We start from the raw sequence: 17,806 nt of genomic DNA, 5'->3' as shown, positions 1-17,806 counted from the left end.
TGCTTCAAGCGGGGGCCGATCCGGCTGATCCAGCCGCTCGAGTGCCCCCTACTCGGTATGTGCCCGTTTCGGCGGGAACCATCGACTATCGGCCCGTTGAGCCGAAATCCTGGATCGAGCAAAACCAGCGTGTCGCTCCCCGCATGGGGGGCAACAAATGAGCCCGGCCAACGCAATCTTCGCAATCTTTCGTGCACGCTCGTCTGCCAAGAAGCTTTCCCTCGTGGGCTCGTTTACGTTGGCCCTAGGCGGGTGTGCGACGTTTTCGCCTGATGGGGGAATGCAGCCCGTGGCCCAGCAAGTTGGTGCCACTATCGGCAAAGACACCATCAAGATCACGTCGCCGGCGGAGGCCAGTTATGCGCAGTCCCGCATCAAGGCACTTCTTGCCAAGCCGCTAACGCCCGATTCTGCCGTGCAGATTGCACTGTTGAACAATCGGGGATTGCAGGCGGAATACAACGCTCTCGGTCTTTCGGAAGTCGCGTTCGTTGAGGCGAGCTTGCCGCCCAATCCGACTGTCGCGGTCGGCCGCTCAGTCATCGACGGCACGCTCGACGTCGAACGGCGCATTATTGCCAACCTTCTGTCTCTTCTGACCCAGCCAACCCGGCGTGCCATCGGCGAGCTTCAGTTCGAGGCTGCAAGGTACCGCGCAATCGATGGCACCTTCAGAACGGCGGTAAACGCTCGTAAGGCCTACTACGCCGCTGTTGCCGCGCGTCAGAAGGCAAACTTCCTGGACCAGGCGCGTACAAGCGCTGATGCTGCCGCCGATCTCACGCGCCGCCTTGGCGAAACGGGAGCGGCGAAAAAGCTCGATCAGGCGCGCGCGGCCGCATTCTATGCGGAGGTTGCTAACGAACTGGCAGCAGCTCGGCTCGAGGTAGGAACGACCCGCGAGGCGCTGACGCGTAGCCTGGGGATCTGGGGCAGCGACCTCAGTTATAAGCTTCCGAGCGACTTGCCGCGTCTGCCACAGCGCTTGCCCACTCAACAGGCCGTCGAGGTCCAGGCGATCCGCAAGCGCGTCGACCTCATCGCATCTCGACTGGATCTCGACGCTCTCGCCACGTCTCTGCGCCTGGAACAGGCGACACGCTACATCTCGGCCTTCGAACTGGCCGGGATCTCGCAGTTCGAGCGCAGCAAGGTCGATGGCATTGTCGAAAAGTCGAGAGCCGCAGGCCACTCGCTCGATCTCGCAATCGAGATCCCGGTCTTCGATTTCGGTGAGACCACGCGGCGCCGTGCGGTCGAAACCTATTCGATGGCAGTCAATCGCTTCGCGGAGCAGGCGGTCAACATTCGCTCGGAAGCGCGGGGCGCATATCTAACCTATCGTGCTGCCTACGAGATTGCGCTCGCATATCGCAATAAGATTGTGCCGTTGCGCCGCACGGTGAACGAACAGTCATTGCTCGAATACAATGGCATGCTCATCGATCTCTTCGTGCTGCTCACAACCTTCCGCGAAGGTATCGACAGCAACGTCGCGGCTATTGATGCACAGCGAGACTATTTCACGGCCCGGGTCGATTTCGATGCAGCCATTCAAGGTGGCGGTTCGGGGCCAGGCGCGGCGACTCGTGTCGCCGACGGACAATAATCGGAGCCCAAAAAATGACTGTTTCACGTCGAAATTTCTTAAGCGCCGCTGGCGGCATCACGCTCGTCAGCGCGGGCGCGGTCTCTGGCCGCACGGCTTTCGCTTCGGTGCCGGAGGCGCCGACCATGAAGAGCCCTCTCATGCAGCCTCCCTTGGTGCCGCAAACGGGGCCGGACTACAATCCTGTGGTAACGCTTAACGGCTGGACGCTGCCGTGGCGCATGAACGGCGACTGGAAAGAATTCCATCTAGTCGCAGAGCCGGTCGTGCGTGAATTCTCGCCCGGCATGGTTGGGCACCTTTGGGGCTACAACGGCCAATCCCCCGGCCCGACTATCGAAGCGGTCGAGGGCGACAAGGTCCGGATCTTTGTCACCAACAAGCTGCCGGAGCACACCACGATCCATTGGCATGGCCAGCTGTTGCCCAATGGAATGGACGGCGTCGGCGGTCTTGTGCAGCCCCACATTCCCGTCGGGAAGACATTCGTCTACGAGTTTCAGCTGCAGAAGAGCGGTACGTTCATGTACCACCCGCATTCCGACGAGATGGTCCAGATGGCCATGGGGATGATGGGGTTCTTTGTCGTGCATCCGAGGGACCCAGCGTTTCGCCGGGTGGATCGGGACTTCGTCTTTCTCATGGCGTCTTACGATATCGAGCCCGGCACCTACGTGCCGCGCGTCGCCGAGATGACTGACTTCAACATGTGGACCTGGAACACCCGTGTGTTCCCAGGCATCGATCACATTGTGGCCGGCAAGGGAGACAAGGTGCGGATCCGCTTTGGCAATCTCACCATGACCAATCATCCCATTCACATGCACGGCTACGATTTCAAGGTGTCCTGCACCGACGGTGGTTGGGTCCCGGAGGCGGCCGCGTGGCCCGAGGTCACCGTCGATTGCGCAGTCGGTCAAATGCGCGCCTTTGACTTCGTGGCGGATAAACCTGGCGATTGGGCAATCCACTGCCACAAATCCCATCACACGATGAACGCGATGGGGCACGAACTCAGCACCTTCATTGGCGTGGATAAGCGCGAGATTGCCAAGAAGGTCAGAAAACTCGTTCCGGATTACATGCCTATGGGCACAGCGGGCATGGCCGACATGGGCGAAATGGAAATGCCGCTTCCTGACAACACCCTGCCGATGATGACCGGATGGGGTCAGTTTGGCTCTATCGAGATGGGGGGCATGTTCTCCGTCGTGAAGGTGCGCGAGGGCCTCGCCGCCCATGACTACAAGGATCCGGGATGGTTCAAGCACCCGGAAGGAACGGTGTCCTTCGAGTGGAAGGGCGAACCGAAGAAGGCGGAGCGCGCCCCCGCGTCGACGCCCGAAAGTAAAGCTGCCGCGTTCAACGTCGTAAAGCCCGGCAGAAAATCGTCCCACGGCAACCACTGAGTAGGAGCTTTCATGAAGACCCAGATAATCATTGCAGGGTTTGCAGCGCTGTTTCTCTCGACAAGCGCATTCGCGGACCCAGGCCATTCTCATGGCGACGATCGCGCCTATGGCGAGCCCGGAAACCCGAAACAGTCCGCCCGCATCGTTCAAGTCACCATGCGGGAGTCTGACGGAAAGATGGAGTTCATACCAAACCGAATTAATATTCGGCGGGGGGAGCAGGTCAAATTCCAGCTCCGTAACAACGGTGAGACAGATCACGAGCTCGTAATCGGCACCCTTGAGGAGAATCTCAAGCACGGGATCGAGATGCAGAAAAATCCCGATATGGAGCATGACGATCCGAACGCGAAAAGACTCGCCCCCAAGAAGACCGGGGAGATCCTTTGGAAGTTTACCAAGGCGGGAGAATTCGACTTCTCCTGCCTGATCCCGGGCCACCGGGAGTCCGGGATGTTCGGGACGATCATCGTCAATTAAGCGAACCAAAAACAGGAGATAATCTCATGCGCAAACTCTTACTCGGCCTTGCGGCCGCATCCCTTTCGACTGCGGTTTACGCGCAAGCTGTGCCCACCGACGGTCAAGTCACCAAGATCGACGCTCCGCAAAATAAGCTGACGCTGAAGCACGGTCCGATCAAGAACCTCGATATGGACGGCATGACCATGGTCTTCAACGTTGCAGATCCGGCGATGCTTAAGACAATTAAAGTCGGCGACAAGGTTAAGTTTGAAGCGGACCGTGTCAACGGTCGGCTCACGGTGACGAAGATCGAAAAGGCGAAATAGCGCCGTTTGACGCAGGGGGGCACAGTCGTGTCTCCCTGCATTGCTAGCGACGTAGGAAAACTACAGGAAGTGTCGCGAACTGCGGGTTATGTCATCGGCAACGCAAGCGATGCTTACGCCATCGTCACGGCACTGAGTTCAAACACCAGAATCAAGGAGAGTTCCCAACCAATAGGGATCCCTTTCTTAAATGGGCGAGGCCCGAATGAGCGACCGCTTTGAAAGAACCTTGTGCTTCATCGACGCCATTGAAAAAGCTCAATCCACAGAAGAGGCGGAACGCTGCCTGCTAGCGTTCGCCGCAGGATTGGGCTTCACGTCCATCTTCGGCGGGATCGTTCCTTTGAGGCCGATACCGCTGGCCGAGCTACCGTCCCGCATCATATTTCAGGCGCTTCCGAACCAATGGGCAGCGCGGTACAACGCCAGTGGCTACGTATTCCGCGATCCGGTGGTCACACATTTGCTTCACCAACGCACGCCCTTCACCTGGAAAGAGGCCTACGTGGCGTCACCTCAACCCGATGACGTCTACCTTATTGGCGGCGAAGCCTCGGAGTTTGGGCTGAAAGACGGCTACGTTGTTCCGATCTATACCCTCGAAGGGAGCCTGGCAGCAGTCTCGTTCGGCGGTCCGACTACCGTCACCGACGTGGCGGAATTGGCCTCACTGCATTTTGCAGCGAGCTACGCAGTCGGAAGTCATCTTCATCGGAAAGCTACCCGCAAACGCCTTACGCAGGCTCTCACTCCCCGCGAATACGACTGCCTGCTGTGGGCTGGTGAGGGAAAGACCGACTGGGAAATCTCAATGATCTTGGGAATCTCCCGATCGACCGTATTGAAACACGTCGCATCCGCGCGCCAGAAGCTCGGAGCCGCCAACAAGGCGCATGCCATAGCCACGGCTCTGCGTATCAAGCTCCTCGGGTAGCATGGGGCCACGCTAGCCGCGCGGCCGGCTCGCTTGCGAGATCGAGGGCACGGACGGGAGATAGCAAGTGCGGCGGCGTCACCTTTCGCTTTCTCCAAATGATCGATTGAGCGAACGAAGAGTGTCGAACGCTTCTTGCACCTCCGACCCCGGCGCCGCCCTTAATACATCAATCATAGAAACGAAGTCCTCGCTCTGGTCGGCCGCCGCCGCCGCCAATATCTCACGAACGTCACAGTTCTCGCCCACCGGCGCGGGCGGCTGCGCGCCAAGAGATAGTTCTTTGCGCTTTGGCTCTGCCGGATGGGTTGGAGCGCGGCGCGGTGTCAAAAGCAACGCCGGCTCGCCATCTGGCGGCGTCGCCTTTGCCTTGGAGGCCGGCTTCGATGGTGTCCGCCGCGACTTCGGCTTTGGCTTTAGCGTGCGCGCCGGCTCTACGGATGCGGGCTCACCATTGTCTTGGGCGGGTTCCGGAGCCGGATTGATTGCCCCCTGCAACGCCTCGTCGTGCCAAGCCGGCAATCGCGGCAACTCCGGCGGAGAGCCCTTGGCGCGTTCGAAGTATCGTCTATACGGCTTATCCAGATAGTGTCGGATCTTTGTGAGTTCGAAGGACGGTGAGTTCTTGACCATCAAGATCGAGAGGCGCGGGGACATTTCCCGCAATTCGAGAGGACTGCGTAGCGGCCGCGGCGTGTAATGCGGCGCCCAGACCCGGGGCGCAAAGATGCCCTGCCCCGGCCGCTGGATCGGCGTCTTATACACCTGTGTAGTCTCCCCCAGCATCTCCGACACGAACTCGGAAGTATCGAGATCGTTGATCTGGATGAACAGCTTGATCTGAGAGCCGGACACCGTGGTGATACGCGTGTTCCTGCCATAGAGCTCGTCCAACTGCGCGAGGTCCTGCATCACGATCGCCATCCGGAAGCCGTACCCGGCGCTGATCGTGATCTTTGAGATCAGCGAATCCATCCGGCCGACGTGGTAGAATTCGTCGAGCATCAGGAGAACCTGATACGGCTCGTCCTCCCCAGGGATCTTGACCATCAAGAGATCGTGGATCTGCTGGAACAAGATGCGAATGAGCGGCCGGAAGATTGAAAGCTCGGCGATCGTGCATCCGATGAAGATGGTCATCGGCGTGCGCCGCAGCTCCCGGATGTCGAAGTCCGAGGTTTCCGTCGCGGCCGAGATGAGACCGTTGTTCCAAAGGCTCATCGCCATGTTGACGTTGAAGACCGCGCTGTTGCGCGTCTCCGGCTCGAGCGCGATGTACTGGTTGAAGCTGTCGACCACCCAGGTCGGCAGGTGCTGCCGCTCGGTGCGGACGATCGCCCGCAACACCGTCGAGATGTCCTTGCCGGTGGTCGTCATCCGGGCCACCGTGCGCATATGCTGAGCGCCCTCGACGAGCGGCGAGGAGAGCACATAGCCGATCAGCGCGGAAAGCAGCAGCCGCCCGGCACCAGCCCAGGTATCGTCGGCTTTTTCCGGAATGACGAAGGAGGCAACGACAAGACAGTCGGTCGCCATGCGCTCGTCCCGGCGCACGAAATCAAGCGGATTGTAGCGATGTGTGTCGTTCGAGCCGGGCGAGAACATGAAGACCTTGTTGCCCATCGCCATGCGATGGTTGGCGAGGGCCTCGAAGTTCTCGCGCTTGGGATCGAAGAAGACCGCCGAGCCTTGCCACAAATAGCCGTTGGGCAGAACAAAGCCCGTTCCTTTTCCGGACCGCGATGGTCCGACCACGAGGATATGCGCAGGTTCGTCGGACCGGATGGTGGCGCCACTGAGCAATCCGAGCACGATGCCCCGCTTGGCGGTCAGGCCCTGCCTTGCGGCTTCCATCAGATGGCCGAAGCGAGCGGCACCATAGGGCATTTGTCTGCGATTGATGAAAGCGAAGAGTGCCCCCGCAAGACCTAGTGCGAGCACCGCGGCGGCGGCATAGCCGGCTCGGATAAACGCCTCGGTCCGCGTCGGAGGATAGAGCAGCCTGTCGTAGAAGTGACGCCAGGCCACCAGAAAGAAATCAGCCGAACGGTCGGCATTCTGCATCGCGAACAAGGCCCACCTGCTTGCGCCCTCGCTTGGAAACCGCTGTGGCGCCCAGCGGAGCGCGACCACGACCTCGTACGCCAGGCTCCACAACAACAAGAATGCCAGAAGGACGAGGAGCCCGACGCCGATCCGGAATGCGATGATGCGGCTCATCCGTCACCCCCCGTCGCCTGTTCACGCCGCCAGTCTGCCATCCGCGCGAAATAGATCTCCGATGTGCCCCGCCAGCCGCCAACCTTGGTCTGCTGAACGACGATTGGAAGGACTGATTTGATGTAGGCAATGATCTCGTCGCGGCGCAGACCAAGGCCTGCCTGCATGACCATCAGCGCCAGCTGTTCAAAGGCGCCGGCCGAGCTGTCGGCATGGACCGTCGTGATGCTGCCGGGATGTCCCGTGTTGATCGCTCTCAGAAACGAATAGGCCTCGGCGCCGCGGATCTCGCCGAGGAAAATGCGGTCCGGACGCAGGCGCATCGAGGCCTGCAGGAGCGTTTCGACCGTAACCCGCGCTTCGCCCTGGTCCCCCTTCGAGGCCACCAATGGAAGATAGTTCTTCTGGATCGGATTGACCTCGCGCGTGTCCTCGATCGTGATGATGCGCTCGTCCGCCGGTACTTCCTTAAGGATCGCGTTCAGAAACGTTGTCTTTCCGGAGCTTGTCCCTCCCGAAAGGAGGATCGAATATCGACTGACAACGGCCAGCTTTATGAAGTCCTCGATGCGACTGGCGTCGAGATGTTCGCACAAGCGGCGATCGACGTCGGACAAGGCCCCCTCTTCCGCCATCGCGACCTTGTCGAAGGATCCCATGCGGCGATAGTCGTCGAGCCGCATCTCCTTGATGACCTGCTTGCGGATGGCAAAGGCGCCTCCCGAGGTCGTGGCGGGTGGAATAACGCCCTGAAAGCGCTCGCCAGTCGGTAATGCTGCGGACAGGAGCGGATGCTCTTCATTGATGCTTTGCCCGGAATGACCCGCGACACGCTCGGCCAGGTGGCGGATCGCGTGCTCGGTCAACGCCGGCACGTCGTAACGCTCCATCGCCGACTGTCCGAACCGTTCGATCCAGACTTCGCCCGGCCCGTTGGCACAGATCTCTACGACCTGGTCGTCCTCGAGCCAAGGCCGGATCGGCTCCAGTGCACGATCAATGAAGACCGTCAGGCTTCGCGCCACTACGCTCACGCTTCAGCTCCCTGAGGGCTTCCCTGACCGGATCCGGATACAGCGCCGAGAAATCGAGATCGCGCCGCACGAACACGATGATGCGCGTGCCCTGGTCGAGGTAGATGGTCGGTGGAATGTTGATGGAGTTGCGCAGGGCCTCCTGGGCAATGTTGGTCAAGGTCTGAGAGATGTTCTGCGCGGCGATCTGACGGGCCTGCAACGAAAGCTGGTTCTGGTTCACACCAGTTTGGGTTTGCGTCACCACGCCCGTCACGGGATCGGTGGTGGTGATGACCGTGCCGTTGCCATAGCCGTCGGTGTTTTGCCCATAGGCGCTGAGGAACTGGGCTCCGCCGCCGACCAGCGACAACACGATCGCCGAGCCGAAGCGCTCGAGATAGTGATTGTCGACGAAACCAGCGTTGCCGGCCCGGCCGAGCTCGTCCGCGCCATTCGAGCCGAGTTGGACCGAGACGCCATCGGACCGCAGCATCCGGGTCCATACGATGAAGACGCGGGTCTGGCCCTGGGCGATGCCGGAGCGATACTCGCCGATTAAGCGGCTGCCGGAGGGGATAAGCACCCGCCGGCCGTCGAACGACCAGACGTTCTCGGTCACCACGGCGCGCACCATGCCGGGTAGGTCGCTTTGTACGGCCGTTTCCAGAACCCCGCGGATCAGTGTGCCTTGGGCCACGAGCGCGTCAATGCGGTTGTTCTTTGTGGCGCGGGCCACCTCGACGCCCGCAGCAGAGACGGAGGCAAGAAAACGCCGATTGGGATCGTCCTCGTTGCCTGCCGCGCCACGGGGCCCCTCCTCGCCGTTGGCAGCGGCGGCCGCCGAGGCGTTGTCTGCGATGACCTGCGGCGCTCGCAGCCGCTCCCAACGCCGCCGTTCCTCCTCCTGACGTTGCCGCTCGAGCTCCGCGAGCCGCCTCGCCTCGTCGTCGTTGGGCGGCGCCGCCGCAAGGGGCGGTTCCGGCGCCGGCGGGGGAGGCAAGGCGAGCGGCGGTGCGACTGGAGGTGCGGGTGGTGTGGCTTCGGGGGGCGCCGACGGCACGACGATCGTGCCTTGGTCGGTTTGCGGGCGGGGCGTCGAAAGCGACGGCGCGGGAAACTGCGTGGTGGTGAATTCTTCTTTGTCCGGCGTCGTCAACGTGGGGGTCCGGCGGGCCAGCGATCCGTAGATGAGCCAGGCAGCGATCACCACCGCGCCCAGCGGGATAACAATCTTCAAGAAACCGCCGAGAGCGGTGCGCCCCCTGGCGACAGAACTGGCGGCGGCCGCCTCGAGCTCCAGTGATCGATATTCGTCGGCCGTCGGCATGCGCGCTCAACCTCCCGAAGCGATGGCCGCGCCGACGCGTTGCGGCGCATAAGGCTCGAGGCCTGTCGGCTCACGCACATTGGTCAGGCGGCGGTTGAAGATGCAGGTCGATTCCTTGCCGTTGCGCAGGGTCCATTGCGGGGAAACCTTGTCGACAACGACATACGGTCCCTCGGTTCGGAAATTGACGAGGCTTTCATTGCGATCAGCATCGACGATGTAGATCGCCGGCGTTTCACCTTCGAACCGAAACCAGGTCTTTGTCCCGTCGTCGAAGACGGCGACCGGCTTGTTGGTTGATGATCCCTTATAGCCGTAGTTGCTGTTGGCATTCGCGATGTTCAGCGCTTTTAGATTCGGATTGGCCGCGCGCTCCTTGGCTTCGGCGAGGAGGCGGGCATTGACCTCGTCGTCGGGAAAACGGAAGCGCACGGCGTAGATCTGACTCGAGGGTGGGCGCGTGTTCGAACGCAGCAGGAAGGAGTAGACCCGCTTGTCGGTGACGACGTTGAGATTGGATTGGGCGTTCTTCTCCACAGGCTTGATGAAGATGATGTCGCCTTTTCGATTCGGCTCGACACGCCAGGCAATGGAATCGCCGAGCGCCAGCGTCTCGACCTTTTCGTCAGGCTGAAGCTGAATCATCGTCGACGTGCCATAAGTCGCGTCAATCGCGGTGACATTGTCGCGGCTGTAGACGACATCGCGCACGCGCGGGTCCAGCCGGCCCGGGCGTGGCGTCGATTCTGCGAACGCCACGCCCGCTGACAGCAACAGCGTGAGAAGGGCGGAAGCGTACGGCCGCATCATGGCTGCTGTCCTGCACTGCGCGGAGTCGGCGCCGATTCCTGGTCACGCCGATATTCCAGCACCTGGAAGCCGAGCGGATTGTCGAAGCGCCATTCGTTGCGCATTGGCACAGACGTATAACGAAAGCGCACCAGCGAAACCCAATGTCTGGTCACGATGTTGGTCGCGGACTTCTCGTCGGTCGAGAAGCGGACCAGCGCGGTGCGGTTGTTCGGGAAGGTCACCGACTTGATGGTGACGCTGACCTCGGTGTTGGTCCCATAGATCTTCACCGGGTTGTTGGGATTAGCCGGCGAGTGGATCTCCGTGAGCTCGCGGGCAGCGTCTCCGGCTGCGAGAAGCTGGGCGAGATCGAAATTGTCTTTCAGTGCCTTCGGATCGTAGGTCTCGCGTGCCTTGATGTAGCGGACGACATTGAACATCGTCACCGCCTCGTCCTGCGTCAGGGGTCCCTCCGCCGTCGGCCGCTTGACCTCGACGAACCCCGTGGTTTTGTCGACGACGACCATGTAGGGCTCGTAGGTCTTGAGCGGCACGAGGAGCGCCAGGACAGCCAGCGCGGTGACGGCGACTACAGTCATCACCGTGGCGACGATCCAGGCGAGGGCGCGCGAATTGCGATTGCGCCGGGCGATATCTTGCTCCCAGGTCGCGCCGTCGGCGTAGTAGCGCGGATCCACGCGGTCGGGCTCCGCGGCGGTCTCCGTCATGGCCGCCCTCCCCCGCTCTGCGCCGGCGGTGCGCCGGAGTTGCGGAGCTGGTCAGCAAGCCGACGAAACTCTGCGGATTGCGACCAGCGCGCAGAGCGGAGGCCGACACGCGCTCTCTGCCGGGAGGCCAATTCTTCGCGCCGTGATAGCGAGGCAGGGTTGAACGGGTTGCGAAGGGCGAGGCGCGCACGGTTGGCGGCCGCTCCCATCCGGTAACCCGAAGCGGTGGCCAGCACCGCGCCCAACCGGGGTGCGAAGATCGGAACGCCGCCAGCGATCGCAGCCGCCATGTTGTTGATCTGGCTCAGCAGCAGGATGCCGATGATGGCGAGCAGCACCACCGGGCCGATCGTCGCCCAGGTCGCCGACTTGCTGTTGGCAACGCCATTCAGCGTGTCGATCGATTGCTGGATCAGCGAGACATAGAAGGCGAGAAAGGCATAGACCAGCACCTGCACGAGGAAATACTGCACGAGCGAGCTCATCCAACCGCTGAAGAAACGCGACGTGACTCCGAACAGGAGCAGGATAATGAACAACGGTGCCAGCGCGAGCAGCAGCCACATGAACATCTTCGACAGAACGATCAAGAAGATGGCAAAACCGATCAAGATCGCCATGACCACATAGAACACGGCGGCGAAGATGTAGGGGCCCCAATTGGTGATGCCGGCATTCTGCAGAAATGCCTCCGTCGCGCTATTGGTAGTGTCCCACATATTCTGCAACGCCGACTGAACCGCGTTGACCGAGGTCAGATTCGCCGAAGTACCGGTGTTGTTGGCGGACGTGACCGCGCTGAGGAGCGCGTTGCCGATGGCCGAGGGGCCGTCATTCAAGACCGTATAGACGAAGGTCTGGAATTCGCCCCAGCGCGTCGCCAGGACATAAATCATCACCGCGCGAAACAGCCGGAAGGCGTGATCCGACGGGCCGCCACTGGCTGTGCCCTGCCAGATTCCAACACCCCAGAAGATCACGTATAGCGTCAGAAGCAGGCCGGCGACGCCGGTCGTCCCACCCGATGTCGCCGCGTTCGCGAGGGCCTGATAGGCCGTCGAAACGTAATTCTGGCCCAGCTGATCGACCGATTGCAGCAGCGAGGTGATATTGAAGTTGTTGGCCATCGGACTCCTCAGATCGGCCGCATCGGGCCGCAGGAATCGACGGCATGAATCGCGGCGCGAGCGGATGGCGCTGGGGGAAGTTGCGCATAGGCGAGTGGCGCGCCTCCCTCATCGGGCGAGCACGGCGCTTTCAAGGGCTTGTAAGCGCAGCCGCCGACCGCGAGCGCAAGCAGGAGACTGGTCGTGAGAGGGAGGATAATTCTCACCGCGTTGGCGCCTTGGGTTGGGTGAACGTCATGGCCCGTGACGCCGCTTCCGCGGCGCCGTCCTGCTTTGGCGTCGTCTCGGCCGCGCTCGTCGCGGCCGGCGTTGGTGCCTTCAGCGCGAAGCGCCCGATGGCAATGCCGGCGGCAAGGGCGACAACGGCTATCGCGATGACAATGGTCTTCGTCATCAGGGCCCCCAAATGTTGTGTTGCGCCATCCCGGAGCTTTCACGAGACGCCTCAGAGGCGAGACGCCCCTTACCTTACTGGGTGAACTTCATGGCGCGCGCCGCAGCCGACTCCGCCGCGATGCGATCGAGATTGGCCTGGTTCGCCGCGGCTGCTGCGTTGTTCGCAACACCGTTCAGCTCATTGATCGTCAAACCTGTTTGAACCTGGACCTGGGTGTTCTGATCGATGCTGCCTTTCAGATCCTGCGCCTGGCCGATCTGCTGGCCTCCCTGCTTGAAAGCGCTCGAACGCTGCTGCACCGCGCTCTGTGTCGAATTGATAAGGCCGGAGAGGGTAGCGGCGACGTTCACCGAACTCTTGTAAGCCGTGTCCACGGGATGGCTCTGCCCGCTGGTGAGACCGGTGATCGTCTGTACGAGCTGCAGGCCATTGATCAGCGTCGACACGATGTTCTGCGAATTCGAGCCCATGCCGGCGAAGGACAGCGCCCCGCCCGAGATCACCGATCCGAGGGAGGGCGCCTGCGCCATGGAGAAGCCGCCGCCGAGGGCCATTTGTGCGAGGGTTCCTTGCGCCTGGGACGAGCGATCGCCCGTCACCGCTTGCAGCGTCTTCTGGGTGAACTGCATGATCTGCTGATCGGCGGTCAGGATTTTCTGGGTGCTGGTTGCGATCTCCTGGGCCTTTTGCAGGTTGGCGTTGTCGATGACCGGGACTTGCGCCCACGCTGGCGACAATTGGGCGGTCACGATGACGGCGACGAGGGCAAGGATGGTGCGCATGAAAATCCTCCCTAGCGGGTGTCGTTGTTGATCGCGGCCAGCGCCGCGGCGACGTCGGCGACAGTCAAGCCCCCGGCCGACGCGCCGTTCGCCGGCGTGCTTTGCGCCTGTGCGAGGTAAAAGATGACGTTGCCCTCAGTGTCGACGTAGCGGGCGCTGACGCATCCAGGGTCGGGGTTCGTGCCTGGTGGCGTGGTCGAGCATCCCGTCGGCGTCCGGCAAGGGTCAGTCGGCGAGCCGGTCCCGATCATGCCCACGGGACAGACCGGACCGGAGGCGGGCCGTCCCCCCGTCGCCGCCCGCATGCCCCCGGCCGCCCGGCTCATGTCGCTCGTTCTGGCGAGGTTGAGCGCGTTCAGGGCGGTGACCCAAAGGTTCGTCGAATCAATGACGCCATTCCAGGCAAGGTTGTTCTGCAGCCGCGCCGCGCTGTTCATGTCCATCGCCGCCATCACGGTCGAGCCCGTGCCGACCTGCTGGCCCGCGACCTGAAACCCAGACTGCGCGGCGCCAAGCGTCGAGCGACTGGCATCGAGACCGGCAATCACATTGCCGCTCGACTGAAACAATGTCTGGCTGTTCAGCGCGCCGCCTTGCGCCCCAGGATCGGGAGCGGCGGGCATGTCCGGCGCATAGGAGCGAATGGCCTGGCTGCCGGCGCCCGCCTGCGGCTTCACGGTCGGATCGGTGACGTTGGCCTTCTTGCCCGTGGTCACCGCGCATTTGACGCCGCTATTGGCGTCCTTGCGCTGCGTCGTCACCGGTACGAGTTTGACCGTCGTGCTGGCTGTCAACGAATGTTGGCTAAGCTGTGCTGCGTCGTCGACCGGGATGGCCGCGTGCGCCTGGGTGGCCAAAGCCGCCGCGGCCGCCGCGAGAATGATCAGGATGGTCTTCATGAAGGGTCTCTCCCCAGGAAGATCGGCAGCCACACCGCTGGATCGTCGCCAACGCGCGCCCGCAGCGCGTCGAGCTCGGCCACGGTCTCGGTACGACCGGACAGCACCTTGATGAGGTCGGGCATGCTCGACAGGTTCAGCCGGGCCACGACGCTGTCCCGGCCGTGCTTGATCAGGAAGGACCGGCTTTCGGGCACGGTGCTGCGAATCCAGTCGACCTCGCGGCCCGAAAGGCGGAAAGCCTGACGATAGCTCTCGTCATCGGCTTTGGGATTCGGAAAGAAGATGTTCGTGCTGGTCTGCTCGATCAGCGTGTTGGACGCGCGTGAGCGGACGATATCGGCCGCAGATTGCGTGCCGAAGCCGATGATGCCGTTCTGCTTGCGGATCGTCTTCAGTTTATCGCGGATGAAGAAGGCAAAGACCTCGTCGTCGAGCAACCGCCAGCCTTCATCAAGAAAGATCATCACCGGATCGCCCGTGAGCAACTCCTCGGTGCGGTGGAAGATGTACATGAGCGCGGCGGTTCGGATGACAGGATCATCGAGAACCCGCGTCATGTCGAAACCGAAGATGCTCGAAATCGAGAACTGATCCTCATCATTGTTGAACAGCCATCCCCGCTGATCCGGACGCATCCAACTTTCCAAGCGTGCGAGGAGATCCCCCTCCCCCGCCCGGATGCGACCGCGCAGCAAGGTCGAAAAAGCCTTCAGCGTCCGCCCGTCCGGCCCGGCTGAAAGCGCTGCTCCGATTGCGTTTCGGATCACCTGCTCCTCGGACGCGCTGAGATCACCGCCCTTGGCCGGGCGCAGCATGAAAGCAAACAGTTGATACAGAAACTCACGGTTCGCAGCCGAGTCGGGCAACGACAGCGGATTGAATCCGGTGGGTTCGCCGGGGACGAGCGCTTCATACTGGCCACCGAGGGCGCGAATGAAGATCTCGGCGCCACGATCCTTGTCGACGAAGACGAGCTTGGGGCGTGGCTCGATGCGTTGCGTCTGCGCCGCGATGAACGACAGGAACACGGTCTTGCCCGACCCGGTCGGCCCAACCACGGTGAAATTGCCGATGTCACGGACGTGATGATTGTAATAGTACGCCGTCTGCGACGTGGTCTCGAAGACCGAGATTGCGGGCCCCCAGTGGTTGCCGTCGGGCCGCCCGCTCGGATAGTTGTGCAGCGAGGCGAAGCCGGCGAAGTTTTTCGACGAGATCACAGCCTTGCGGGCGATATAGGCGAAATTGCCCGGCAGCTGCGACCAGAACGCCGGCTCGCAGTTTAGGTCCTCGCGCACCCAGATCACCGACCGATCGGTCAGCGCGGCGCCGACCGCCGTCACCGCCGCGCCCACCTCGGCGAGATCGCGGCCGAGGCACATCACCGTCATATGGTGCTCGCCATAGATGGCCTCGGACGCCAGCAATTCGTCCCGGGCCTCGTCAAGGTGCTCGGCGACGATCGAACCGGCCTCGTCGGACATATCGACTTGCCGCGACACGCGGTCGATCTGTTTGGCGGCGACCGGTCGATCGACGATGGCGAAGGTCTGGGTGGCTATGAATTCGTGCGGAACCCGCAGGAGATTGTCGAACGAACCGGGACCGCTTTGCGCCGGATATTCCCGGATCGAGATCATCGCGCCGAACCGCGTGTCGTCACGGCTGGCGCCGCGGACCTCGATGGCGTTGCGGCCGAAGAAGAGGCGCTTCGTGGAGAGCGCGTCGGCGAGGTCCATCCGGGGCAGGTGCATCGGCCGCGGCAGGCCGCCGTTCAGGATCTGCACGAGGAATTCCAGCGGCTCGGAGAACCAGATGCCGCCCCGCCGCACGACGCCCAGTTGGCGCGCGCCGTAGGCGGACAGGTTCTCGCGAACGGCGGTCGCCGCGTCTCGCAACTCGTTGAGGGCGGTCTGAATGGCCACCGACTCGCCCGCCTCATCCTTGCGGCCGAGCGCCTTCGTCATCACGACGTCGAAGGTCCCGGCCTGGCCTTGGAGCGGACGGCGCACTATCGTGAGATAGATGTCGTTCACGAACATCCGGCGCTTCGACAGCGAGGCGTCGTAACGCTCGTCGATCTCGCGGCACAACGCATTGTCAAAGGTCGACGCGATCCGGGGTTGCACCTCGCGCCGGACGATGTGCGCCGCGAGCGCGAAGCGCGAGTTGGCGAGCGTGCGGACGATATCGTTGCGGCCGAGCAGACGGGCGTTGACCTCGCTCATGTCGGATGTCTCGAACGAATAGCCGTCGAGCTTCAGCACCGTGAGAACCAGGCCGTCACGCGTTTTCAGGATATGGTCGTCGACGTGCCGGGTATAGGGAACGTGCGACGCAACCGGCCGCTCGCGGCGGGAGACGGCGCCGAAGGTCAGCTCGTCGAGAAGGGCGCGAGTGACCATGATCGCCTCACGGAGCGTAGCTATCAGCGCCCCAGAAGGAGCGTGCGCGTGGCGGGCATTTTGTCGAGCGGACGAACAGGATCTCGAAGATCCGATCGTCGCGGAGGGTCATCACATAGCCGAATAGATGCAGCGGGATCGCGACCAGCAGCATGAAGAGATTGTGGGTGACTAGGAAGCACACGCTCGAGACCACCCCGTTGAACATGAAATACATGTACGGCACGCCCATCAGCGTCGGCGCTCGGGTGAGCGCCTTGACCAGCGGCGTGATGAGGGGATCGTCGAGCTCGGCTTCCGTCATTGGCCGACCGCCGACTGGAAGAATTGGACGATCTGCGCCGAGCCGAACACCAGGACGATGCCGAAAATGACGCTGCCGGCGATGCCCCAGGTCAGACGACCGGACCAGGCGAACAATCCGCAGGCGATGACGGCAAGCGTCGCCAGCGCGGTGGCGATCGGGCCTGTCAAAGCCTGAACCAACTGCGTCAGCGTCGATTGCACCGGCTGCAGCGTGCCGCCGGACTGTGCAGCGGCGCCAACGGCGCTGAGCGCAAGCAAGCTGAGAGCGAGCGGAGCGCGCGAGATCCAGCGTATCATCAAGTTCTCCCTGTCAATCGACGTGCATGACGAAGCCATCATTCCACTGCCTTCCCGCGCGTTGGCGCCCCGCGTCGGCCCTAGGAGCCATCTCGACGACATCCGGCTGTGCTGACGCGCGCGGGTCGCCGCCAGGAGTCGGCCAGCTGTTGAAGTCGTTGATGACCTGGGCGACGAAGCGCACCGTCTCAGGATAGGGAGGAACGCCGCGACTCTTGGCGACGGCTTCTTCGCCGGCGTTGTAAGCGGCGAGAACAAAGAACAAATTCTTGTATTTGTCCTGGAGGCTGCGCAGGAAGCGAATGCCGCCACGCACGTTATCGGCGGGATCGCAGAGGTCGACTTTGAACCGATCCGCGGTCTGTGGAAGCAACTGCATCAGGCCGAAGGCGCCCTTTTCCGACAGCGCGATCGAGTTGTAGCGGCTTTCGTTTTTCGCCACCGATTGGACGAAGTCGGGCGAGAACTTCTCTTCCGTCGCGATGCGCGCCACCAGAGCTCGCGCTTCGTCTGGCGCCATCGCCTGTGCGTTAGCACATGCGGTGTGCCCAGGCGCGGCGGCATCGAGGCGGAAACGCGAGGGGTCGAGCGGAAGGACCCGGCCGGACGCATCGACGGTCGCGACCCGCGGCAAGGTCGCGGCATCCTGGGCGTTCGCCCCAGCGCAAGCCACCGCCATCCCCAAAGCGATTACCGCGATTCGTCTCGCCATGCCTCCAGGCCCTCACTTTTCAATAGACAATATATTAGATGTTGTTACG

General features: G+C 62.2%; 18 protein-coding genes. 5 read left to right on the top strand and 13 right to left on the bottom strand.

All coding sequences use genetic code 11. The annotated features are described in order from the left end of the window. The first annotated feature begins 280 nt into the window (after positions 1–280). The 5 genes from KIO74_RS30660 to KIO74_RS30640 all read left to right on the top strand — a co-directional run bounded on the left by KIO74_RS30660 (position 281) and on the right by KIO74_RS30640 (position 4,746). Positions 281–1,609, top strand: a complete 1,329-nt coding sequence (locus tag KIO74_RS30660) for a TolC family protein (RefSeq protein WP_244434625.1) — start codon at positions 281–283, stop codon at positions 1,607–1,609. A 14-nt stretch (positions 1,610–1,623) separates the two neighbouring features. Continuing rightward, positions 1,624–3,018, top strand: a complete 1,395-nt coding sequence (locus KIO74_RS30655) for a multicopper oxidase family protein (protein ID WP_034462690.1) — start codon at positions 1,624–1,626, stop codon at positions 3,016–3,018. Between the two features lie 12 nt (positions 3,019–3,030). Further along, positions 3,031–3,501, top strand: coding sequence for a cupredoxin domain-containing protein (locus KIO74_RS30650; protein WP_034462689.1), 471 nt, complete (start codon positions 3,031–3,033; stop codon positions 3,499–3,501). 26 nt (positions 3,502–3,527) lie between these two features. Beyond that, entirely contained in the window at positions 3,528–3,812 is a 285-nt protein-coding gene (locus KIO74_RS30645) for a copper-binding protein (protein ID WP_034462688.1), read from the top strand. 205 nt (positions 3,813–4,017) lie between these two features. Further along, positions 4,018–4,746: a helix-turn-helix transcriptional regulator gene (locus KIO74_RS30640; RefSeq protein ID WP_213339585.1), complete on the top strand. Its 729-nt coding sequence runs from the start codon at positions 4,018–4,020 to the stop codon at positions 4,744–4,746. A gap of 78 nt (positions 4,747–4,824) precedes the next feature. Here the strand turns inward: KIO74_RS30640 and KIO74_RS30635 are convergent, their stop codons facing one another. The 13 genes from KIO74_RS30635 to KIO74_RS30575 form a co-directional block, all read right to left on the bottom strand. Beyond that, positions 4,825–6,966: a type IV secretory system conjugative DNA transfer family protein gene (locus KIO74_RS30635; RefSeq protein WP_034462687.1), complete on the bottom strand. Its 2,142-nt coding sequence runs from the start codon at positions 6,964–6,966 to the stop codon at positions 4,825–4,827. Continuing rightward, complete coding sequence (gene virB11 / locus KIO74_RS30630; protein ID WP_034462686.1) at positions 6,963–8,000, bottom strand: P-type DNA transfer ATPase VirB11; 1,038 nt, start codon at positions 7,998–8,000, stop codon at positions 6,963–6,965. The genes KIO74_RS30635 and virB11 overlap by 4 nt, the downstream gene beginning before the upstream one ends. Further along, complete coding sequence (virB10, locus tag KIO74_RS30625; protein WP_213339583.1) at positions 7,963–9,309, bottom strand: type IV secretion system protein VirB10; 1,347 nt, start codon at positions 9,307–9,309, stop codon at positions 7,963–7,965. Before virB10 ends, virB11 begins: the two co-directional genes overlap by 38 nt. 6 nt (positions 9,310–9,315) lie before the next feature. Continuing rightward, positions 9,316–10,119 (bottom strand): P-type conjugative transfer protein VirB9, encoded by an 804-nt coding sequence (virB9, locus tag KIO74_RS30620; protein WP_213339581.1) that lies wholly within the window; start codon positions 10,117–10,119, stop codon positions 9,316–9,318. Further along, positions 10,116–10,829 carry a VirB8 family type IV secretion system protein gene (locus tag KIO74_RS30615; protein ID WP_213339579.1) on the bottom strand — a complete coding sequence of 238 codons (714 nt, stop codon included), beginning with the start codon at positions 10,827–10,829 and terminating at the stop codon, positions 10,116–10,118. Before KIO74_RS30615 ends, virB9 begins: the two co-directional genes overlap by 4 nt. Beyond that, on the bottom strand, positions 10,826–11,956 hold the full coding sequence (locus KIO74_RS30610; RefSeq protein WP_034462683.1) for a TrbL/VirB6 family protein: 1,131 nt from the start codon (positions 11,954–11,956) through the stop codon (positions 10,826–10,828). Before KIO74_RS30610 ends, KIO74_RS30615 begins: the two co-directional genes overlap by 4 nt. A 202-nt stretch (positions 11,957–12,158) precedes the next feature. After that, positions 12,159–12,350: a hypothetical protein gene (locus KIO74_RS30605; protein ID WP_034462682.1), complete on the bottom strand. Its 192-nt coding sequence runs from the start codon at positions 12,348–12,350 to the stop codon at positions 12,159–12,161. A gap of 74 nt (positions 12,351–12,424) precedes the next feature. Continuing rightward, positions 12,425–13,135 carry a type IV secretion system protein gene (locus KIO74_RS30600; protein ID WP_034462681.1) on the bottom strand — a complete coding sequence of 237 codons (711 nt, stop codon included), beginning with the start codon at positions 13,133–13,135 and terminating at the stop codon, positions 12,425–12,427. A gap of 11 nt (positions 13,136–13,146) precedes the next feature. Further along, positions 13,147–14,034 carry a hypothetical protein gene (locus KIO74_RS30595; protein WP_034462680.1) on the bottom strand — a complete coding sequence of 296 codons (888 nt, stop codon included), beginning with the start codon at positions 14,032–14,034 and terminating at the stop codon, positions 13,147–13,149. After that, positions 14,031–16,442, bottom strand: a complete 2,412-nt coding sequence (locus tag KIO74_RS30590) for a VirB4 family type IV secretion/conjugal transfer ATPase (RefSeq protein ID WP_213339577.1) — start codon at positions 16,440–16,442, stop codon at positions 14,031–14,033. The genes KIO74_RS30595 and KIO74_RS30590 overlap by 4 nt, the downstream gene beginning before the upstream one ends. A gap of 7 nt (positions 16,443–16,449) precedes the next feature. After that, the gene (locus KIO74_RS30585) at positions 16,450–16,746 is read right to left on the bottom strand and encodes a VirB3 family type IV secretion system protein (protein WP_034462678.1); all 297 of its coding nucleotides are present in this window, start codon (positions 16,744–16,746) and stop codon (positions 16,450–16,452) included. Beyond that, positions 16,743–17,045, bottom strand: a complete 303-nt coding sequence (locus tag KIO74_RS30580) for a TrbC/VirB2 family type IV secretion system protein (protein ID WP_034462677.1) — start codon at positions 17,043–17,045, stop codon at positions 16,743–16,745. Before KIO74_RS30580 ends, KIO74_RS30585 begins: the two co-directional genes overlap by 4 nt. Positions 17,046–17,058: 13 nt before the next feature. Continuing rightward, complete coding sequence (locus KIO74_RS30575) at positions 17,059–17,538, bottom strand: lytic transglycosylase domain-containing protein (RefSeq protein ID WP_291980124.1); 480 nt, start codon at positions 17,536–17,538, stop codon at positions 17,059–17,061. Positions 17,539–17,806 lie beyond the last annotated feature (268 nt).

It is taken from the genome of Chelatococcus sp. HY11, from assembly GCF_018398335.1.
Lineage (GTDB): Bacteria > Pseudomonadota > Alphaproteobacteria > Rhizobiales > Beijerinckiaceae > Chelatococcus.
The sequence above is the reverse complement of the archived record's forward strand: the minus strand, read 5'-3'. Positions and strand labels throughout refer to the sequence as shown.

Bases quoted from the DNA above. Each gene is read 5' to 3' on its own strand.
- virB9 (WP_213339581.1), bottom strand. From the start codon at position 10,119: ATGATGCGGCCGTACGCTTCCGCCCTTCTCACGCTGTTGCTGTCAGCG.
- KIO74_RS30660 (WP_244434625.1), top strand. From the start codon at position 281: ATGCAGCCCGTGGCCCAGCAAGTTGGTGCCACTATCGGCAAAGACACC.
- KIO74_RS30610 (WP_034462683.1), bottom strand. From the start codon at position 11,956: ATGGCCAACAACTTCAATATCACCTCGCTGCTGCAATCGGTCGATCAG.
- KIO74_RS30615 (WP_213339579.1), bottom strand. From the start codon at position 10,829: ATGACGGAGACCGCCGCGGAGCCCGACCGCGTGGATCCGCGCTACTAC.
- KIO74_RS30580 (WP_034462677.1), bottom strand. From the start codon at position 17,045: ATGATACGCTGGATCTCGCGCGCTCCGCTCGCTCTCAGCTTGCTTGCG.
- KIO74_RS30590 (WP_213339577.1), bottom strand. From the start codon at position 16,442: ATGGTCACTCGCGCCCTTCTCGACGAGCTGACCTTCGGCGCCGTCTCC.
- virB10 (WP_213339583.1), bottom strand. From the start codon at position 9,309: ATGCCGACGGCCGACGAATATCGATCACTGGAGCTCGAGGCGGCCGCC.
- KIO74_RS30595 (WP_034462680.1), bottom strand. From the start codon at position 14,034: ATGAAGACCATCCTGATCATTCTCGCGGCGGCCGCGGCGGCTTTGGCC.
- KIO74_RS30600 (WP_034462681.1), bottom strand. From the start codon at position 13,135: ATGCGCACCATCCTTGCCCTCGTCGCCGTCATCGTGACCGCCCAATTG.
- KIO74_RS30585 (WP_034462678.1), bottom strand. From the start codon at position 16,746: ATGACGGAAGCCGAGCTCGACGATCCCCTCATCACGCCGCTGGTCAAG.
- KIO74_RS30640 (WP_213339585.1), top strand. From the start codon at position 4,018: ATGAGCGACCGCTTTGAAAGAACCTTGTGCTTCATCGACGCCATTGAA.
- KIO74_RS30650 (WP_034462689.1), top strand. From the start codon at position 3,031: ATGAAGACCCAGATAATCATTGCAGGGTTTGCAGCGCTGTTTCTCTCG.
- KIO74_RS30635 (WP_034462687.1), bottom strand. From the start codon at position 6,966: ATGAGCCGCATCATCGCATTCCGGATCGGCGTCGGGCTCCTCGTCCTT.
- KIO74_RS30645 (WP_034462688.1), top strand. From the start codon at position 3,528: ATGCGCAAACTCTTACTCGGCCTTGCGGCCGCATCCCTTTCGACTGCG.
- KIO74_RS30655 (WP_034462690.1), top strand. From the start codon at position 1,624: ATGACTGTTTCACGTCGAAATTTCTTAAGCGCCGCTGGCGGCATCACG.
- KIO74_RS30605 (WP_034462682.1), bottom strand. From the start codon at position 12,350: ATGACGAAGACCATTGTCATCGCGATAGCCGTTGTCGCCCTTGCCGCC.